Annotated in this window: 15 protein-coding genes and 4 tRNA genes; 1 reads left to right on the top strand and 18 read right to left on the bottom strand. The window is 52.1% G+C overall.

The annotated features are described in order from the left end of the window. Positions 1-343: 343 nt before the first annotated feature. The 6 genes from BM299_RS12535 to BM299_RS12510 form a co-directional block, all read right to left on the bottom strand. Positions 344-418, bottom strand: a tRNA-Gln gene (locus tag BM299_RS12535). 3 nt (positions 419-421) lie between these two features. Then, positions 422-506 (bottom strand) — tRNA-Tyr (locus BM299_RS12530). A 2-nt stretch (positions 507-508) separates the two neighbouring features. Next, a tRNA-Glu gene (locus BM299_RS12525) sits at positions 509-584 on the bottom strand. A gap of 11 nt (positions 585-595) precedes the next feature. Then, a tRNA-Pro gene (locus BM299_RS12520) sits at positions 596-672 on the bottom strand. 51 nt (positions 673-723) lie between these two features. Further along, the gene (locus tag BM299_RS12515; RefSeq protein WP_165608306.1) at positions 724-1,977 is read right to left on the bottom strand and encodes a vWA domain-containing protein; all 1,254 of its coding nucleotides are present in this window, start codon (positions 1,975-1,977) and stop codon (positions 724-726) included. Beyond that, positions 1,949-3,037 carry a hypothetical protein gene (locus BM299_RS12510; protein WP_092484785.1) on the bottom strand — a complete coding sequence of 363 codons (1,089 nt, stop codon included), beginning with the start codon at positions 3,035-3,037 and terminating at the stop codon, positions 1,949-1,951. Before BM299_RS12510 ends, BM299_RS12515 begins: the two co-directional genes overlap by 29 nt. A gap of 53 nt (positions 3,038-3,090) precedes the next feature. On the opposite strand from BM299_RS12510, the gene BM299_RS12505 reads away from it, so the two are divergent. Further along, positions 3,091-4,047: an AAA family ATPase gene (locus BM299_RS12505; protein ID WP_092484783.1), complete on the top strand. Its 957-nt coding sequence runs from the start codon at positions 3,091-3,093 to the stop codon at positions 4,045-4,047. Here BM299_RS12505 and BM299_RS12500 read toward each other — a convergent pair. The 12 genes from BM299_RS12500 to hemC all read right to left on the bottom strand — a co-directional run bounded on the left by BM299_RS12500 (position 4,044) and on the right by hemC (position 14,916). Beyond that, positions 4,044-4,448, bottom strand: coding sequence for a secondary thiamine-phosphate synthase enzyme YjbQ (locus tag BM299_RS12500; protein WP_092484779.1), 405 nt, complete (start codon positions 4,446-4,448; stop codon positions 4,044-4,046). The two genes, BM299_RS12505 and BM299_RS12500, sit on opposite strands and share 4 nt — an antisense overlap. A 71-nt stretch (positions 4,449-4,519) precedes the next feature. Beyond that, positions 4,520-5,161, bottom strand: coding sequence for a redox-sensing transcriptional repressor Rex (locus tag BM299_RS12495; RefSeq protein WP_092484776.1), 642 nt, complete (start codon positions 5,159-5,161; stop codon positions 4,520-4,522). Positions 5,162-5,373: 212 nt separating this feature from the next. Next, positions 5,374-6,177: an ABC transporter permease gene (locus tag BM299_RS12490; RefSeq protein ID WP_092484773.1), complete on the bottom strand. Its 804-nt coding sequence runs from the start codon at positions 6,175-6,177 to the stop codon at positions 5,374-5,376. After that, positions 6,174-6,854, bottom strand: coding sequence for an ABC transporter ATP-binding protein (locus BM299_RS12485; RefSeq protein WP_092484771.1), 681 nt, complete (start codon positions 6,852-6,854; stop codon positions 6,174-6,176). Before BM299_RS12485 ends, BM299_RS12490 begins: the two co-directional genes overlap by 4 nt. After that, positions 6,851-8,146 (bottom strand): glutamate-1-semialdehyde 2,1-aminomutase, encoded by a 1,296-nt coding sequence (gene hemL / locus BM299_RS12480; protein WP_092484768.1) that lies wholly within the window; start codon positions 8,144-8,146, stop codon positions 6,851-6,853. The genes BM299_RS12485 and hemL overlap by 4 nt, the downstream gene beginning before the upstream one ends. Before the next feature lie 22 nt (positions 8,147-8,168). Then, positions 8,169-8,639 (bottom strand): siroheme decarboxylase subunit beta, encoded by a 471-nt coding sequence (ahbB, locus tag BM299_RS12475; RefSeq protein ID WP_092484765.1) that lies wholly within the window; start codon positions 8,637-8,639, stop codon positions 8,169-8,171. Then, positions 8,629-9,102, bottom strand: a complete 474-nt coding sequence (gene ahbA, locus BM299_RS12470; RefSeq protein ID WP_092484762.1) for a siroheme decarboxylase subunit alpha — start codon at positions 9,100-9,102, stop codon at positions 8,629-8,631. The genes ahbB and ahbA overlap by 11 nt, the downstream gene beginning before the upstream one ends. 3 nt (positions 9,103-9,105) lie before the next feature. Next, positions 9,106-10,098 carry a putative heme d1 biosynthesis radical SAM protein NirJ2 gene (nirJ2, locus tag BM299_RS12465; protein ID WP_092484760.1) on the bottom strand — a complete coding sequence of 331 codons (993 nt, stop codon included), beginning with the start codon at positions 10,096-10,098 and terminating at the stop codon, positions 9,106-9,108. 27 nt (positions 10,099-10,125) lie between these two features. After that, the gene (gene hemB / locus BM299_RS12460) at positions 10,126-11,103 is read right to left on the bottom strand and encodes a porphobilinogen synthase (RefSeq protein WP_092484757.1); all 978 of its coding nucleotides are present in this window, start codon (positions 11,101-11,103) and stop codon (positions 10,126-10,128) included. Between the two features lie 65 nt (positions 11,104-11,168). Then, complete coding sequence (gene nirJ1, locus BM299_RS12455; protein ID WP_092484754.1) at positions 11,169-12,347, bottom strand: putative heme d1 biosynthesis radical SAM protein NirJ1; 1,179 nt, start codon at positions 12,345-12,347, stop codon at positions 11,169-11,171. Between the two features lie 96 nt (positions 12,348-12,443). Beyond that, the gene (cobA, locus tag BM299_RS12450; RefSeq protein WP_092484751.1) at positions 12,444-13,982 is read right to left on the bottom strand and encodes a uroporphyrinogen-III C-methyltransferase; all 1,539 of its coding nucleotides are present in this window, start codon (positions 13,980-13,982) and stop codon (positions 12,444-12,446) included. Next, on the bottom strand, positions 13,975-14,916 hold the full coding sequence (gene hemC, locus BM299_RS12445; RefSeq protein ID WP_092484748.1) for a hydroxymethylbilane synthase: 942 nt from the start codon (positions 14,914-14,916) through the stop codon (positions 13,975-13,977). Before hemC ends, cobA begins: the two co-directional genes overlap by 8 nt. Positions 14,917-15,033 lie beyond the last annotated feature (117 nt).

Below are 15,033 nucleotides of genomic sequence, written 5' to 3'. Positions count from 1 at the left end.
GAATGGATACGGCGAAGGCTGCGAATGAAAAAGATGCGGGAATGGAAGAAGTGGAAGCAACTGCACAAAGCACTAAGAAGGCGGGGCTATAAAGGAGATTTTCTCAAAATCTCCATGACGCGATGGCGTAATTCTGCCAGCCCGCTGATAAATATGGCGTTGCCTAACAGTTGGTTCGATGAGCTTGGGCTAATTAACCTAACCTCATACAATGTCGGCATTTTGCATCATTTTCGAGAGAAATGACTGAGGTTTATCAGGAGCCGTATACGAGGCCCGTACGTACGGTTCTGTGAGAGGGATAACGCCGCAGCAAATTACTGCGGCGCTACCCTACTCGATTTGGCTGGGGCGGCTGGATTCGAACCAACGCATGACGAGTCCAAAGCCCGTTGCCTTACCGCTTGGCTACGCCCCAGTATGGTGGAGGGGGCAGGATTCGAACCTGCGAAGGCGTCGCCGGCAGATTTACAGTCTGCTCCCTTTGGCCACTCGGGAACCCCTCCGTTGGTGACCCCACCGGGATTCGAACCCGGGTTACCGCCGTGAAAGGGCGGTGTCTTAGGCCGCTTGACCATGGGGCCATGTTTTTATCTGGTCGGGATGGAGGGATTTGAACCCCCGGCTTCTTGCTCCCAAGGCAAGCGCGCTACCAAACTGCGCCACATCCCGCGACTGAACGCAAAAATTATTCTACCTCAGAGGCAATAAAAAGTCAAGGTGTTACAGAATATTTTTTATGATGCGGGACAGTTGATTGGCGTTACGACATTCAAAGACCCGGGAACAGTACGGGGCATAAACATTTATAATGCAATCATTGGATTGCCAACCGGGCCGGGGCAGCGGATTCAACCATATTGTCCTGTGACACCGGTCGGTAATGGTCTGCCAATATTCCACCCCGTCCGGCTGCCAGTTGTTTCTGGCGTCACCCAGGATGATCAGGGTTGTTTGGGGGGCAAGGCCGGGTAAATACTGCTTACAAAAATATTCCCATACTCTGCCGTAATTACTGAAGCCGGTAACGGAGATTTTGGCCTCGCGCAGAATTTTTCGCACTGAAAGATGCCATGCCCCGGAACCGGATCTGGCCAATTCCGTTATTTCTACAATACTATCAACAAAGGCAAATGATCTTAAACTGGAAAATTTATGCTGCATGCTAACCAGCAATTGCAGGAAAAATTCACTGTACGGGGCTACCGACCCCGAAAGGTCGCACAGAATGGCGATGCGGGGTTTGGCGGGGATTCGGGCTTCTTTTCGCAATTCAAGCGGTATTCCGCCGTAGTGCACCGCCTGCCGTAATGTCCTGCGCAGGTCAATACTCCCGGCCTTGGCGGGTTTTTTGCGATAGCCTTTGTTTACAGCCAGCTTGCGCCCGATACTAAGCAGCACCTTTTTAATGGCTTCCAATTGTCGTTCGTCAGCTTTAGCGATATCAATTTCCCGCAGGTTGGTTGGTCCGGGGGTGCCCGATTGATTAGCGGGCGACAGGTTTGGAGTTCCGGCCACTGCCAGGTCCCGGACAGGTTTTTCATGGCTGCCGTTTCTGCTGGCACCGGCTGGCCTGTCGGCTGTGCCGCCGTCCCCGGCTGTGCCTATGGCCGGTTTGCCGGCTGCGCTATCCCGCATTATTTCATTGCGCAGGCTGTCCTTTATTTTAGCCATTTTACGCATGAATTCAGCGCGCGAAAGCCTGGGCGGATTGTTGAGCACCGCTTTGGTGTCAATGTGCGGCGGTATGATTTTTTGCCCCCGATCCATTTGCCGTAAATAAGCTTCCAGTAAACAAGCCAGATTTTCATAAGCGTAACTGTCCTTGGCCAGGGTACACAATGCGGCGGCAAGGACATCGTCCCGCCGCAAGCCTGTTTCTTGTAGCGCCCTGGCGAAATCGAGCGTTTCGCCGGGTGAGACGGGCAGGCCCGTGTTGCGCAAGTAATTAATCAGGGCAATAATTTTGTTCTGCAACATCCATCACCTTGTCCATGAATTCTAATATGTGCCGGTAGCTTTTTTGCAGCGCTTCAAGTGTGAAGTTGTCATCCAGGTTAATTTTAGTGCTCAGAGTGAGTTGCAGACTTTTTATATCATAGGTGGCGGTAAAATCACCCGCGTCCAGGGCAAACAAATGAAATGCCTTTTGTTTGCTAAAGGCCAGGTCACGCATTAACTGATCGGGCGATAAAACCATATCCTCCGCCCGGTGTAAAATGTCCAACGCTTCAATACCCAGTGTTTGGCGCAGGTCGTAAAAAATGCCGGAACTGACCTTACTGGGACTGGCAAATTCCAATTCGCATAGTATATCTTGTCCTTCCGTCATTTGCTTGCATGAAATGCGTCCCCCGCCGTGCAAGGTAATCACATAGGCATCTTTTTCCTGGCTGTAAATTACAGTACCCGGCCGGCGGTTGATAAATTCCACCCACTTTTGTTCGGTTATTTTTTGCTGCGCCCGGATGGATGGACTCCCAATGCGCGGCCCGGGGGCGGGTGCCGTAAATTCCGGACAAAGGGGGGCCAGCAAATGTCGCAGAGAAATCTGTTCTATGCAGGCCTGGCAGTTATACTGGCTGTCCCGAAAATGAGTGTCAAACTTGATGCGGGCGACTAGTACACCGCCTTGCACGGCCAGTTCAGCGCGCGCCGTTACAGCCACGTCCCGGGAGCGCCACTCAGCCAGCCTGGTACCAAGTAGTTCTTCCTTTTCCAGGTCGAGGTGGTTTATTTCATGTAAATGGGGCAGTATTTTTACCGGGGTGTAGCATCTGGCTGTGGCAATTATTTTAACGTCGGTGACCGGTTCGTAAAACTGTCCCGTGGGCTTCAAAGTAAACAACATGGGCAATATGCGTTCAACCAGTTTAGTGGAACTGATGTTGAACAGCAGGTAATTTTCTGTTGCCTGTAGAATTAGGCCGGGGATGGTTATTTTTTCGCCCGTTGCCTGTAATTCGGGTTCACCGGCAAGCGCCGTCAATATGGCGGTCTTTTTATCTACGTTTCGGGTGAGAATTTCAACCTGCATGGTTACCTCCGCTACTGAAAATTCAAGTAATTAACTGTACCAAGGGGTGGATTATGGACCGGTATGCTGCTTTTTTTAAATCTGTAGATAATGTAATGAACGGTTTGATCAGGCAAAAATACATAGTGGATAGACGCATATCCACCACTGTATTCCTGTCCGGGCGACTGGGCAAGCCGTTGTTGATCGAGGGGCCCGCCGGGGTCGGGAAAACCAGTCTGGCCGGCGCTGTGGCGAGCGCCCTGGGCACGGAACTGATCAGGCTGCAGTGCTACCCCGGACTTGATGAAAGCAAGACGATTTATGAATGGAATTACCACAAACAATTATTACATATCCAGATGCACGGTAGTGAAGGAGACATTTTTTCCACTGAATTTTTACTGGAACGTCCTCTGCTCAGGGCTTTTCAGTCAACAAGACCGGTGGTTTTGCTGGTTGACGAAATCGATAAAAGCGAGGAAGAATTGGAAAGTTTTTTACTTGAAGCACTTTCCGAATTTCAGGTCAGTATTCCCGAGTTGGGGCGGGTGCGGGCCAAACACAAGCCCTACGTGGTGATCACCAGCAACAGCGCGCGGGAATTAAGCGACGCACTGAAAAGGAGATGCCTGTATCTTTACCTGATTTACCCCGATGCGGCCCGGGAAGAGGCAATTTTACAATTAAAGGTACCTGGTTTATGCAATAATTTAGCGCGAGAAATTATCAATTTTGTGCAAAAATTAAGAAGTAAAAAATTGAAAAAAGCGCCCAGCATTACCGAATCAATAGATTGGGCCAGAACGCTGTTATTACTTGGAGCCGATGTACTTGACGTGAAAACGGTACGGGAAACTTTGAACGTGCTGCTAAAATATGAAGAAGACATCCGGCAGGTTGACCGTGAAATCACCACCCTGATTGCCCGGGGGAAAACAACGGGCTCCAGGGAAGAAAGCAAAAAAGAAAAACCTGTCGGCGTTCAGGACCGGGCCGTTGACCCGGTCCTGGCCCGGTTTGATTTTTAGTCGCCAATAATCTTGATGAATACTTTCCGCTGTCGCGGGCCGTCGAATTCACAAAAGAAGACCTTTTGCCATGTGCCCAACAGCATGGCTCCATTAACGATAGGCACGGTTTTTTCCGCCCCCGCCAGAAATGATTTAATATGAGCGGGTGAATTACCCTCCAGGTGTGTGTACGCGCCGTTATCCGGAATGAGCTTATTTAGCTGCATCAGCAAGTCCTTGGCAACACTGGGATCGGCCCCTTCGTTGATGGTAAGGCCGGCGGTGGTGTGCGGCACATAGATGTGGCACAATCCGTCGGTTATCCCGGCTTGCCTAATATATTCATTGATACCCGGCGTAATGTCGATAAATTCTTCCCGACCGGACGTTTTAACTTGCATAACATGTAAATTATTCATGCCCGTTACCTCACATGGTGATGATAAATAACGCCCCGGGGGCAGGTTTACTACATTGTATAGTATTACTATTATAAATTCTGTGCGGCCCGAAAACCAAGGTTGAAAGTTAAAATTTCCAGCTTTACCGAAAGGTCTACGTTGCGTATTTCTATGTGATCGGGCACATTCAAAGCTACGGGGGCAAAATTTAGAATAGCCTCCAGACCGTTTTTGACCATCAGGTCGGCCACTTCCTGTGCAGCGCTTACCGGAACGGCGATAACGCCTATGCGAATATTCTCGCTCTTGACTATTTCAGGGAATTTATCCAGGGGCTGTACTTCCAGGTTGCCGATTTTTTTACCGATTCTGGTAGGATCGTTGTCAAAAACGCCGGCGATATGAAAACTGCGAATGTTAAAACCCCGGTACGTACAGAGTGCAAAACCCAGGTTGCCGGCACCGAAAATGGCCAGTGACCATGGTTGATCCAGTCCAAGGATTTTTAGGGTGTACTTCAATAAATCCTTTACATTGTAACCGACACCCCTGGTGCCGAATTCGCCGAAATAAGCCAGGTCTTTTCTTACCTGTGCCGGGCTGACTCCCACGCCTTCCGCAATTTCTCCCGATGACACCGTTGTGACACCGTTTTTATCCAACCTTTCCAAGAACCTGGAATAAATCGAAAGCCTGGTAACCGTAGCTTCAGGTACTCTTAAAGTTTTCAATATTTCACCTCCTGCATGCCTTGTCTGAATGTGAAAATAATAACAAATATATCGAATAAGTTATTAATTTTTGATTTGCTATTAAATGGCGATGTTAAGTTATTATATTCACATGCCATAGATATTTTATACCATCTTAACCTCTTTATTGTCAAATAGGTTTTTCTAATTTGAAGTATAATTAACCTTAAAGGACATTTTCAGGGGTTAAGTTACTGTTTTACTTTTATTTTAGTTGTGTTCAGGGCGGCATCTTCTGTAAACAGATGCTTATAGGACAGCAGCACTAGCATTAAACAGCCCACTGCCACCGCGGCGGCAATCATCAACATGACCACTATTTGGTATCTCACAGCCTCGCGCGGGTCTGCGCCGCCCAGTATTTGACCGGTCATCATACCCGGCAAACTCACCAGGCCGACCACCATTAACGAATTTATCGTCGGGGTCATTCCCGCCCGCAGCGCTTCTTTGATTCTTTCCCGCATGGCTTCCCAGGGAGTGGCCCCAAAGGAGAGCAGCGATTCAATTTCGGCAATGTGGGACCTTGTTTCGCTGTAAAGCCGATCCAGCGACAGGGCGATGCCGTTCATGGAGTTACCTAAAATCATGCCGAAAATGGGCACTACGGTCCTTGCAGAATACCAGGGCTCAGGAGTGATAATCAGACCTACAACGATACCACCAACCAGGAAGGTGCTTGCGGTTAAAGATAAAAAACCTATTGCCTTCGGGTAATCAGGTACGTTGGATGAGCGCCGGGTGGCGGCGTGGGTGGCGATGGCGCACATGATCAATATAATCGCAAAAATTACCGGGGGGCTGTTCAGATTAAATATGTATGTTAACGCGTAGCCGATTAAAAATAATTGCACAAAGGTTCTGACGGTTCCCCACAACAGGGACTTTAACAGTCCCAGCCGGAGCAGCGCGGATACCGACCCCGCCAGGAGCACCAATATTACGCTTAATGCCAGTTGAAAATTGGAAATGGGGATAATTTCATTACCGTTCACTTATCCCAAGCCCCTTTCCCCCGTCCGCCCAAGTTTAAAATGTCGGTGGACGCGCCCATTTCCACCAGTTGGGCGGCGTCATTGCCGTGCGAAACCATGATAATTCCCCGCCGGGGCTGCTCATTCAGCCAGCCGGCGAGAGCCTGTAAAACTAAAGTGCCGGTTTTGCGGTCCAGGTGCGCGGTGGGTTCATCCAGCAGTAAAACTGCAGGTTCTATCAATAGCGCTCTTATCAACGCCAACCTTGACGATTCACCACCGGATAAAGTTGACGCATCCTGCTCCGGAGATTTTCCGGGCAGTAGTAGGGTCAGCAAACGTTTCGCCCGGTCATGGTTGAGGACAACATCTTTGCTGACCCGGGCGACGGTAAATGGAATTGTCAGGTTGTCCCGGACGGTCCCGCTGAACAGGACCGGTTTTTGGGGAAAATAGTGGACCAGCCGCCGCCACTGAAAAACGGAATAACTGGCCCATGATTGACCGTCCAGGTATACTTCGCCGGAAATGCTGCCGTGCAACCTGCTAATGGTGCGCAACAAAGTTGTCTTCCCCACTCCTGACGGACCGGAGATAAATAGGACGGACCCGGCGGGCAGACCGGCGGAAACGGTAATAGCGGGCCCGGCGCCGCCCGTTTGGAAGGATAAGTTTTGCAGTTCAATTAAGTATTTCATCGTATTTCTTTTAACGACGCGTGTGCGGCCTCGATGGTCCGGTCGATTTGTTCCGTCGTATGCGTCAGAGACATAAAAGCCGCTTCAAATTGCGAGGGTGCCAAATATATCCCTTTTTCCAGCATGGCCTTAAAATAACGCGCGAATTGTTCCGTATCGGACCGGCATGCCGAATCGAAGTCGGTTACAGGTTCACCGGTGAAGAACATGCACAGCATGGAGCCGACGCGGTTAAAGGTTAATTCCAGGTCCGCCGCAGCGGCGGCTTCTTTAAGGCCGGCGTCCAGCCGGGCGGACTTAGCTTCCAGTTCATCGTAAATCCCCGGTTGCTTCAACTCCTGTAGGGTGGCTATCCCGGCCGTTACCGCCAGGGGGTTGCCCGATAAGGTACCGGCCTGGTAAACCGGTCCCGCGGGGGAAACTTGCGCCATAATTTCCTTTTTCCCGCCGTAGGCGCCCACCGGCAACCCGCCGCCAATTACTTTGCCCAGGCAGGTGAGGTCGGGTTCGATATCGTAAAGAACTTGGGCGCCGCCGTAGGTTACCCTGAATCCCGTCATTACCTCGTCAAATATCAAAACAGTTTCGTATTCCCTGGTCAGGTCCCGCAGGCCGGCCAGGAAGCCCGGCGCGGGGGGAACTACCCCCATGTTTCCCGGCACCGGTTCGACAATGACGGCCGCGATTTCCTCACCTATCTGGTTGAAAATTTCTTTTAGGGTAGTCAGGTCGTTAAAGGGAGCGGTAATGGTATGTTCAGCTGTACTGGGCGGCACGCCAGGACTGGTGGGAACCCCCAGGGTCAAGGCACCGGAACCGGCCTTAATTAATAAAAAGTCGGCGTGCCCGTGATAACACCCGGCAAATTTAACCACCTTGTGTCGACCGGTATAGCCGCGGGCCAACCTGATGGCGCTCATGGTGGCCTCGGTGCCCGAATTTACCAACCTGACCATGTCCATGGCGGGCAGGGCTTCCACGATCAGACGGGCTAATTCGGTTTCCAGTTCAGTGGGGGCGCCGAAACTGGTGCCCATTGTTCTTAAACATTTCTCAAGGGCTTGTACTACCGCGGGATGTCTGTGGCCAAGAATCAGCGGTCCCCATGAACCAACGTAATCAATGTATGTATTCCCGTCCACGTCGGTAATAACGGCCCCGTCCCCATTTTTGATAAAGACCGGGGTGGCTCCCACTGATTTGAAGGCCCGCACCGGACTGTTCACCCCGCCCGGAATAAAACGGGAGGCTTCCCCGTACAAGGAAGCGGATTTGGTAAAACCATTATGCATCTTTAATCACCGCCTGTAATATTTAATCTGAAAAATACTTCATCGTACTTTTTTTCAATTCGCTGGTACTGAATAACAGCCTGTAATTAGTAAAGCCCGTTTTTTTGGCCATGCGGCCCGCAATTCGTTCACATTCTTCCCTGGTTTGCCCGTGGATAACGGTGAAAATGGTATAAGGCCAACCGGGGCGCCTGGTACGCTGGTAGCAGTGCGTCACTTCGGCAAAGCCGGCCAACAGCCTGCCGGCGGTCGGCGCCTGTTCTTCCGGCACGTCCCACACTACCATGGCGTTGGCAGTAAAGCCCAGATCTTGGTGGCGTACGGCCGCCCCGAAGCGGCGAATGATCCCCCGCTCTGTCATTTCTTTAATTTTAATTATCAATTCGCTCTCCGCCAGGCCCAACCGTTCAGCTATTTCCTGGTAGGGCCTTGGCACCAGGGGCAGGCCGTTCTGCAATTCGATGACAATTTGCTTTTCCAGATCAGTCAGCATTTTGCACCTCGGAAAGGTTAAAATTGACCCGTATTTTGAAAATATTCACGGCCGGCAGGTTTAAAACATCTGTAATGCCGGTTTTGGTTTTAATTTCTTTAATTATGGAGTTAATGCGGGCTTCAGATTCCGCCAGCAACGTGAACCACATATTGTACTCATGGCTGCGAATATAGTTGTGGGTGACGCCTGGATAGGCATTAACAATTTCCGCCACCCGGGAAAGATGATCCTGCGGTACCCGCATGGCGCACAAAGTTCCGGTATAGCCAATTTTTCGTGAATCAAACAGCCCGCCCAGACGCCTGATGACCCCGCTTTGCTGCATCCGGCCGATTCTTTCCAGCACTTCATCTTCGGTTATCCCCAAGGATTCGGCAATGGCCGCAAAAGGCCGGGATGTCAGCGGAAAGTCCGACTGGATGATTTGCAGTATTTTTTTGTCCGTTTGGTCGAGGCTCATTGGCTAAAATCCCTTTCTTCCATGGTAAAGACACCAGGGTTCTTCGGCCATGTAGTCACCGTGGTAAAAATAAGCCCTGGCCCGGCATCCTCCGCAGATTTTTTTAAAGGCACAGGTGCCGCACCCCCCGCTGTAATCCAGGGTGCGCAACCTTTGCAGAACGTCATTTTCCCGCCATATTTTATCAAACGGGGTTTGTCGTACATTGCCCAGGGGGATGTTCAGGTAAGCACAAGGTTGCACGTCGCCGCGCGGGCTGATGATGCAGTAGGAAGTTCCCGCCAGGCAGCCGCGGCTGAAGCGCATGTTCACCCCCATTTGCCGGGCAATGCGCATGAACTGGGGAGCGCAGGTGGGTTTTAATTCGATGTCCACCCGGCCTTGCTTGGTGATGATCCGTTGCAGAAGCTGCTCATATTGTTCCGCGCGCAGAGTTTCTGCTTCAATGTTTACTGCCCGGCCGGCGGGTACCATGAAAAATATGTGGTGTCCCCGGGCTCCCATGTCAACGGATAAGTCCGTCAAGTCTTCAATCTCTTCGTTGTTCCACTCCAGCACAGTAGTATGCACCTGAAACGGCAGCCCGGCTTCGCGGCAGGCCTGCATGCCGTCCACCGCGGCCTGCCAGGCTCCGGTTGATGAGCGGAAAGTATCGTGTTTGGCCGGGTCGGTGCTGTCCAGGCTAATACCCACAGCCATGGCTCCGGCTCCTTTTAAATCGGCGGCAACTCCGGGGGTGATCAAGGTGCCGTTGGAGCCCAGCACCGGCCTCATTCCGCTGCGAGCGGCATATTGTATAAGTTCATAAATGTCGTCCCTCATCAATGGCTCGCCGCCGCTGAAAATCATTATTTTGAAACCCGCCCGGGCAATCTCGTCAATTAATTTAAATCCTTCGGCGGTGTTGAGTTCTTCAGCCGCCCTGACCCCGGACTCCCTGTAGCAATGCTTACAGAATAGGTTGCAGGCGTTGGTGGTGTTCCACGATACCAGCATGTATTTCCTCCCGGTAATGTTCTGGAATTAAACGCTATTGATCCAGCGAGCCGCGTCTGGAGCGTGATAAGTGATAATAATATCCGCGCCCGCCCGTTTCATGCCGGTTAGCAGCTCCATAGCGGTTTTTGCCTCGTCAATCCAGCCCATGTGGGCGGCAGCTTTGATCATGGAATACTCGCCGCTGACGTTGTACGCAGCCACGGGGGTCGCGAATTTCTCCCGTACCGCCGCGATAACGTCCATATAGGCCATGGCGGGTTTGACGATGATAATGTCCGCTCCCTCGGCAATGTCCTGCTCGGCCTCCCGCAAGGCCTCCCTGGCGTTGGGCGGGTCCATCTGGTAGGTTTTGCGGTCGCCGAATTGCGGGGCCGATCCCGCGGCCTCCCGGAAAGGTCCGTAAAAAGCCGAGGCGTATTTGATACCGTAGGACATGATGGGAATATTGGTGAAACCTTCGCTGTCCAGTGCTTTGCGAATAGCCTGTACCCGGCCGTCCATCATGTCCGAAGGGGCCACTATGTCCGCGCCGCTGCGGGCATGTGAAACAGCTGTGCGGGCCAGCAGTTCCAGGGTTGCGTCATTTACCACGTCGCCGTCCTGCACAATGCCGCAATGGCCGTGGTCGGTATATTCGCAGAGACAAACATCGGTAATGATCAGGATATCGGGGTATTTATCCTTGATCGTCCGGGCGGCCTTTTGTATAATGCCGTTTTCGTCATAGGCACCGGTTCCGGTGGCGTCCTTATAATCGGGAATGCCGAATAACAAAATGCCAGGTATGCCCAGTGTCTGAACTGCTGCAACTTCTTCCAGCAGCAAATCAATGGATAAGTTGTATACGCCCGGCATGGCCGCCACGGGTGTTTTTATGTTTCGACCACCGGTGACAAAAAGCGGGTAAATCAAATTATCCACCTGTAGGTGGTTTTCCCTGACCAGCCGGCGCATATTGTCGCTCAAGCGCAGGCGGCGGGGGCGTATAACAGGGTAATACATGTGGGCACCTCCCCAAAGTTAATCGTTATAAAACCATCTAATGCCTAGCGAATGTAACTTTTTCCCTACTTCGGCAAACCAATTTCTTCGTCGGTCAGGTAGCAAGCCGGGTCAGGCGCCCAGAAATCGCCGTATACCGCTTCTGCCCGCGCCCTGAAATTACCGTTGCACATATCCAGCCACCGGCAGGTTGAACAACGGCCTTTAAGCAAAGGCTTGCGGTTCTTGAGACCCAGCATCAGCGGGTTACTGTTGTTTTCCCAGATGGTAGCGAATTTTTGCTCCCGCACATTGCCCAGGATAATATTGCGGGTAAATTGGTCGGGATGCACGTTGCCTGACCAGTCCACGGCACCGATGGCCACGCCCGAACGGTTGCCGCCGTTCATGGCCAGCAATTGCCCGGCCCGCTCCGCCCTGGCGGAATCTGTACGTTTTAAAAAAAGATAGATATATACACCGTCAGCATGATTATCCACCGTGAGAATTTCCTTGTCCAGACCGCGGCGGTGGAAATCCTTGGTCTTTTGCATAATCAAATCCATGGCTTGGCGCGTTTCGGCGTGGCTGATATCTTCATCGCGCATTTTGCTGCCCCGCCCGCTATAGACCAGGTGATAAAAACATATCCTCGGGATGTCTTCTTCTTCGATTAGTTTAAAAATATCCGGCAACTGACGATAATTGTGACGGTTGATGGTAAAGCGCAATCCCACCCGCTGCCCGGCGTCCCGGCAAGCGCGAATACCGTTCAATGCGGCGTCAAAGGCTCCTTTGCGGCCCCGGAACCGGTCGTTGTCGGCGCCGATGCCATCCAGGCTTATCCCCACGTAACTGATGCCGATTTTCTTGATGTGCCGGGCTACCTCATTGGTAATCAGCGTTCCGTTGGTGGAAATGGTGGCCCGGATACCCCTGCTGCGGGTGTATTCGGCCAGAGTAAAAAAGTCCTGCCTCAGCAGCGGTTCGCCACCGGAAAAAAGCAGCACCGGCACCTTGTATGCTGTCAGGTCGTCTATAAACTGTTTCGCTTCCGCTGTGTTCAGTTCATTGGCAAAGGCGCGGTCCTCGGCGCTGGCGTAGCAGTGCAGGCATCTCAAGTTACAGGTACGGGTCATGTTCCAGACAACTACGGGGCCCATCCCAGCCGTGGTCCCGTTGCGCTGGCAGCCTGAATCATTTTGATAACGCAGCGAATCACCGTAGTATTTGGCCCCGCAAATCAATCTGCTGACGCTGATCATTTTTTTCTCCTTTATACTTAGAAAAAGTTCGCTTAGTCGGGGACTACTAACCCCGCATGTTTTATACCCAACTATCCATGTTAAAAAAATAGGTGTTTACCGATCAGCCGGCCGATAATAATCCAAAATGGCCTTTAACAGCCCGGCAATGGTATATTCCTGTGCCGTTATGTCCACCGGCAAACCCAGTTCACCGGCGGTTCGGGCTGTGATGGGGCCAATGCAGGCCACCCGGGCCTGACCCAGCAGACCTTTCGGGTCGCCGCCGGCGCCCAGCAGGTTTACAAAATTACGCACGGTGGATGAACTGGTAAAGGTGATAATATCAATTTCGCCGCCGGCCAGCATTTCCCGGATTACGGGCGCGTTGCCGGAACCGGCTATCGTGCGGTATGCCGTTACTTCATCAACCACCGCGCCCAGTTCGGACAATGCCTCGGGCAGTAGTTGTCTGGCAATGTCAGCGCGGGGCAACAGCACCCGATCGCCGGCTTTAATGCTATCCCGCAATCCGGCCACAATGGCTTCAGCCCGGTATTCCGCAGGGATATAATCAACTTGCAGGGCCATGGCCTGTAAAGTTTTGGCAGTTTGTGGTCCGATGGCGCATAGCTTGATCCCTTTCAAGTCGCGTATATCGCCGTTTAAATAACGCATGCGGTTGAAAAATGCCCTGACCCCGTTAATACTGGTAAAAATAATCCATTTATATAAGGGAAGATTACCGATAGTCCGGTCCAGGGGGGCGTAATCTGCCGGTTCGGTTATGGAAATGGTGGGAAATTCCACCGGCTCGCCGCCCAGCCGTTCAATGGAGCGGGAAAGCGCGCTGGCCTGCTCGCGGGAACGGGTCACCAGTATTCTTTTGCCGAACAGCGGCTTGTTTTCAAACCAGCGCAGCCTTTCACGCAGCTTGACCACTTCCCCCACAATAATGATGGACGGGTTTTTAAAATTTTTTTCCACCGCCAGTACGGTAATGTTGTGCAAATTGCCCACCAGGGTTTTTTGTTCCGGCCGGGTGCCCCACCTGATAAGTGCTACCGGCGTTTGGGGGGAGCGGCCGTGCTCTATTAGTTTTTGTGCTATCGCGGGCAAATTGCTCATACCCATGAGAAATATCAACGTCCCGGCGCCGGTGGCGATTTGCGACCAGTTAATATTAGAGGTTTGCTTCAGGGGGTCCTCATTGCCGGTAATAATCGCCAGAGAAGAAGTGAAATCCCTGTGGGTCACCGGTATCCCGGCGTAGGCCGGTACGGCTATGGCGGAGGTTATACCGGGGATGATTTCAAAAGGTATACCGTGCCGGGCCAGTTCTTCGGCTTCTTCGCCCCCGCGACCGAAAACGAAAGGATCCCCCCCCTTGAGCCGGGCAACGGTAAGGCCCCGCAATGCTTTTTCCACCAACAATTTATTTATTTCATCCTGTGTCAGGGTGTGCCGGTCGGGTTGTTTACCCACAAAAATGCATTCGGCGTCCGGGCGGCGCTGTTCCAGCAATCGAGGGCCGGCCAAGCGGTCATAAACGATTACGTCCGCTTCTTTTATGCATTCCAGGCCCTTTACTGTAATCAGCCCCGGGTCTCCCGGCCCGGCGCCTATGAGATATACGGTTCCCTTGTTGTTATTCATGAATTCCAAACTCCTGTCTTGCTTGCTGCAGAATTTTGTCCGCGCCCATTTCTATCAAAATTTCGGCGAGCTGATTGCCCAATTGCCCGGCGTTTTCCGCCGGGCCGGAAATGCTGCGGCGGATGGCGTTTTTCCCGTGCAGATCCGCCACCGTGCCTTCCAGCGACAGCCGGTTGCTTTCCACCCGGGCGTAAGCGCCGATAGGCACCTGGCAACCGCCTTCCAGTCTTTTCATAAAGGCTCTTTCCGCTTCGATGGCCAACCTGGATTCCCGGTGATCGAGGGGCGATATAATAGCCCGGGTAGCATCATCATCACTGCGTATTTCGATACCGATGGAACCCTGTCCCACCGCCGGCAGGCATATTTCAAAAGGAATCATTTGAGAAAGCAGATTTTCGTAGCCCATGCGCTTGACACCGGCATAAGCCAGGATAATTCCGTCAAGGTCCATTTCCCTGAACTTGCGCAGCCGCGTGGGCAAGTTACCGCGTATATCAACCATTTGCAGGTCCGGCCGGTAATGTAACAACTGGGCACGGCGCCGCAAACTGCTGGTGCCGATGCGGGCGCCCGGTCTCAATTCCTGCAAGGTTTTGTTATTCTTGGCGATTAAAACGTCCCCCGGGTATTCCCTGCTGCAAACGGCTCCAATGGTCAGGCCATCCGGTAATTGCGTAGGCAAATCTTTCATGCTATGTACGGCCAGGTTGATTTTACCTTCCAGCAGCGCAACTTCCAACTCCTTGGTGAAAAGACCCTTATCGCCGATCTTGGCCAGCGCTACATCTAAAATGTTATCACCCTTGGTTTTCATGGCGGTAACGTGAAAGTTCAGGTCGGGATGGGCCCGACGCAGTCCCCCGGCCACCCATTCGGCCTGCCACATGGCCAGAACGCTATCCCGGGAACCCAGTGTTATATTGTTTAGCATATCGGCCTCCGCATATAGTTCGGCATTATTTTATAGCTCTCAGGCAAAGGATGCCCATATTCCTGTTAAAAATTTCGGGTGTGGCTCATATGCCTTGCCCCACCCGAAATCAAAGCG

The sequence above is a fragment of the Desulfoscipio geothermicus DSM 3669 genome, from assembly GCF_900115975.1.
Taxonomy (GTDB): domain Bacteria; phylum Bacillota; class Desulfotomaculia; order Desulfotomaculales; family Desulfallaceae; genus Desulfoscipio; species Desulfoscipio geothermicus.
This window is presented reverse-complemented; position numbering and strand designations above follow the sequence as displayed.

Coding starts and splice junctions, on each gene's coding strand:
- BM299_RS12505 (WP_092484783.1), top strand. CDS start 3,091: ATGGACCGGTATGCTGCTTTTTTTAAATCTGTAGATAATGTAATGAAC.
- ahbA (WP_092484762.1), bottom strand. CDS start 9,102: ATGAGCCTCGACCAAACGGACAAAAAAATACTGCAAATCATCCAGTCG.
- nirJ2 (WP_092484760.1), bottom strand. CDS start 10,098: ATGCTGGTATCGTGGAACACCACCAACGCCTGCAACCTATTCTGTAAG.
- BM299_RS12485 (WP_092484771.1), bottom strand. CDS start 6,854: ATGAAATACTTAATTGAACTGCAAAACTTATCCTTCCAAACGGGCGGC.
- cobA (WP_092484751.1), bottom strand. CDS start 13,982: ATGAATAACAACAAGGGAACCGTATATCTCATAGGCGCCGGGCCGGGA.
- nirJ1 (WP_092484754.1), bottom strand. CDS start 12,347: ATGATCAGCGTCAGCAGATTGATTTGCGGGGCCAAATACTACGGTGAT.
- BM299_RS12500 (WP_092484779.1), bottom strand. CDS start 4,448: ATGAATAATTTACATGTTATGCAAGTTAAAACGTCCGGTCGGGAAGAA.
- hemB (WP_092484757.1), bottom strand. CDS start 11,103: ATGTATTACCCTGTTATACGCCCCCGCCGCCTGCGCTTGAGCGACAAT.
- BM299_RS12510 (WP_092484785.1), bottom strand. CDS start 3,037: ATGCAGGTTGAAATTCTCACCCGAAACGTAGATAAAAAGACCGCCATA.
- hemC (WP_092484748.1), bottom strand. CDS start 14,916: ATGCTAAACAATATAACACTGGGTTCCCGGGATAGCGTTCTGGCCATG.
- ahbB (WP_092484765.1), bottom strand. CDS start 8,639: ATGCTGACTGATCTGGAAAAGCAAATTGTCATCGAATTGCAGAACGGC.
- hemL (WP_092484768.1), bottom strand. CDS start 8,146: ATGCATAATGGTTTTACCAAATCCGCTTCCTTGTACGGGGAAGCCTCC.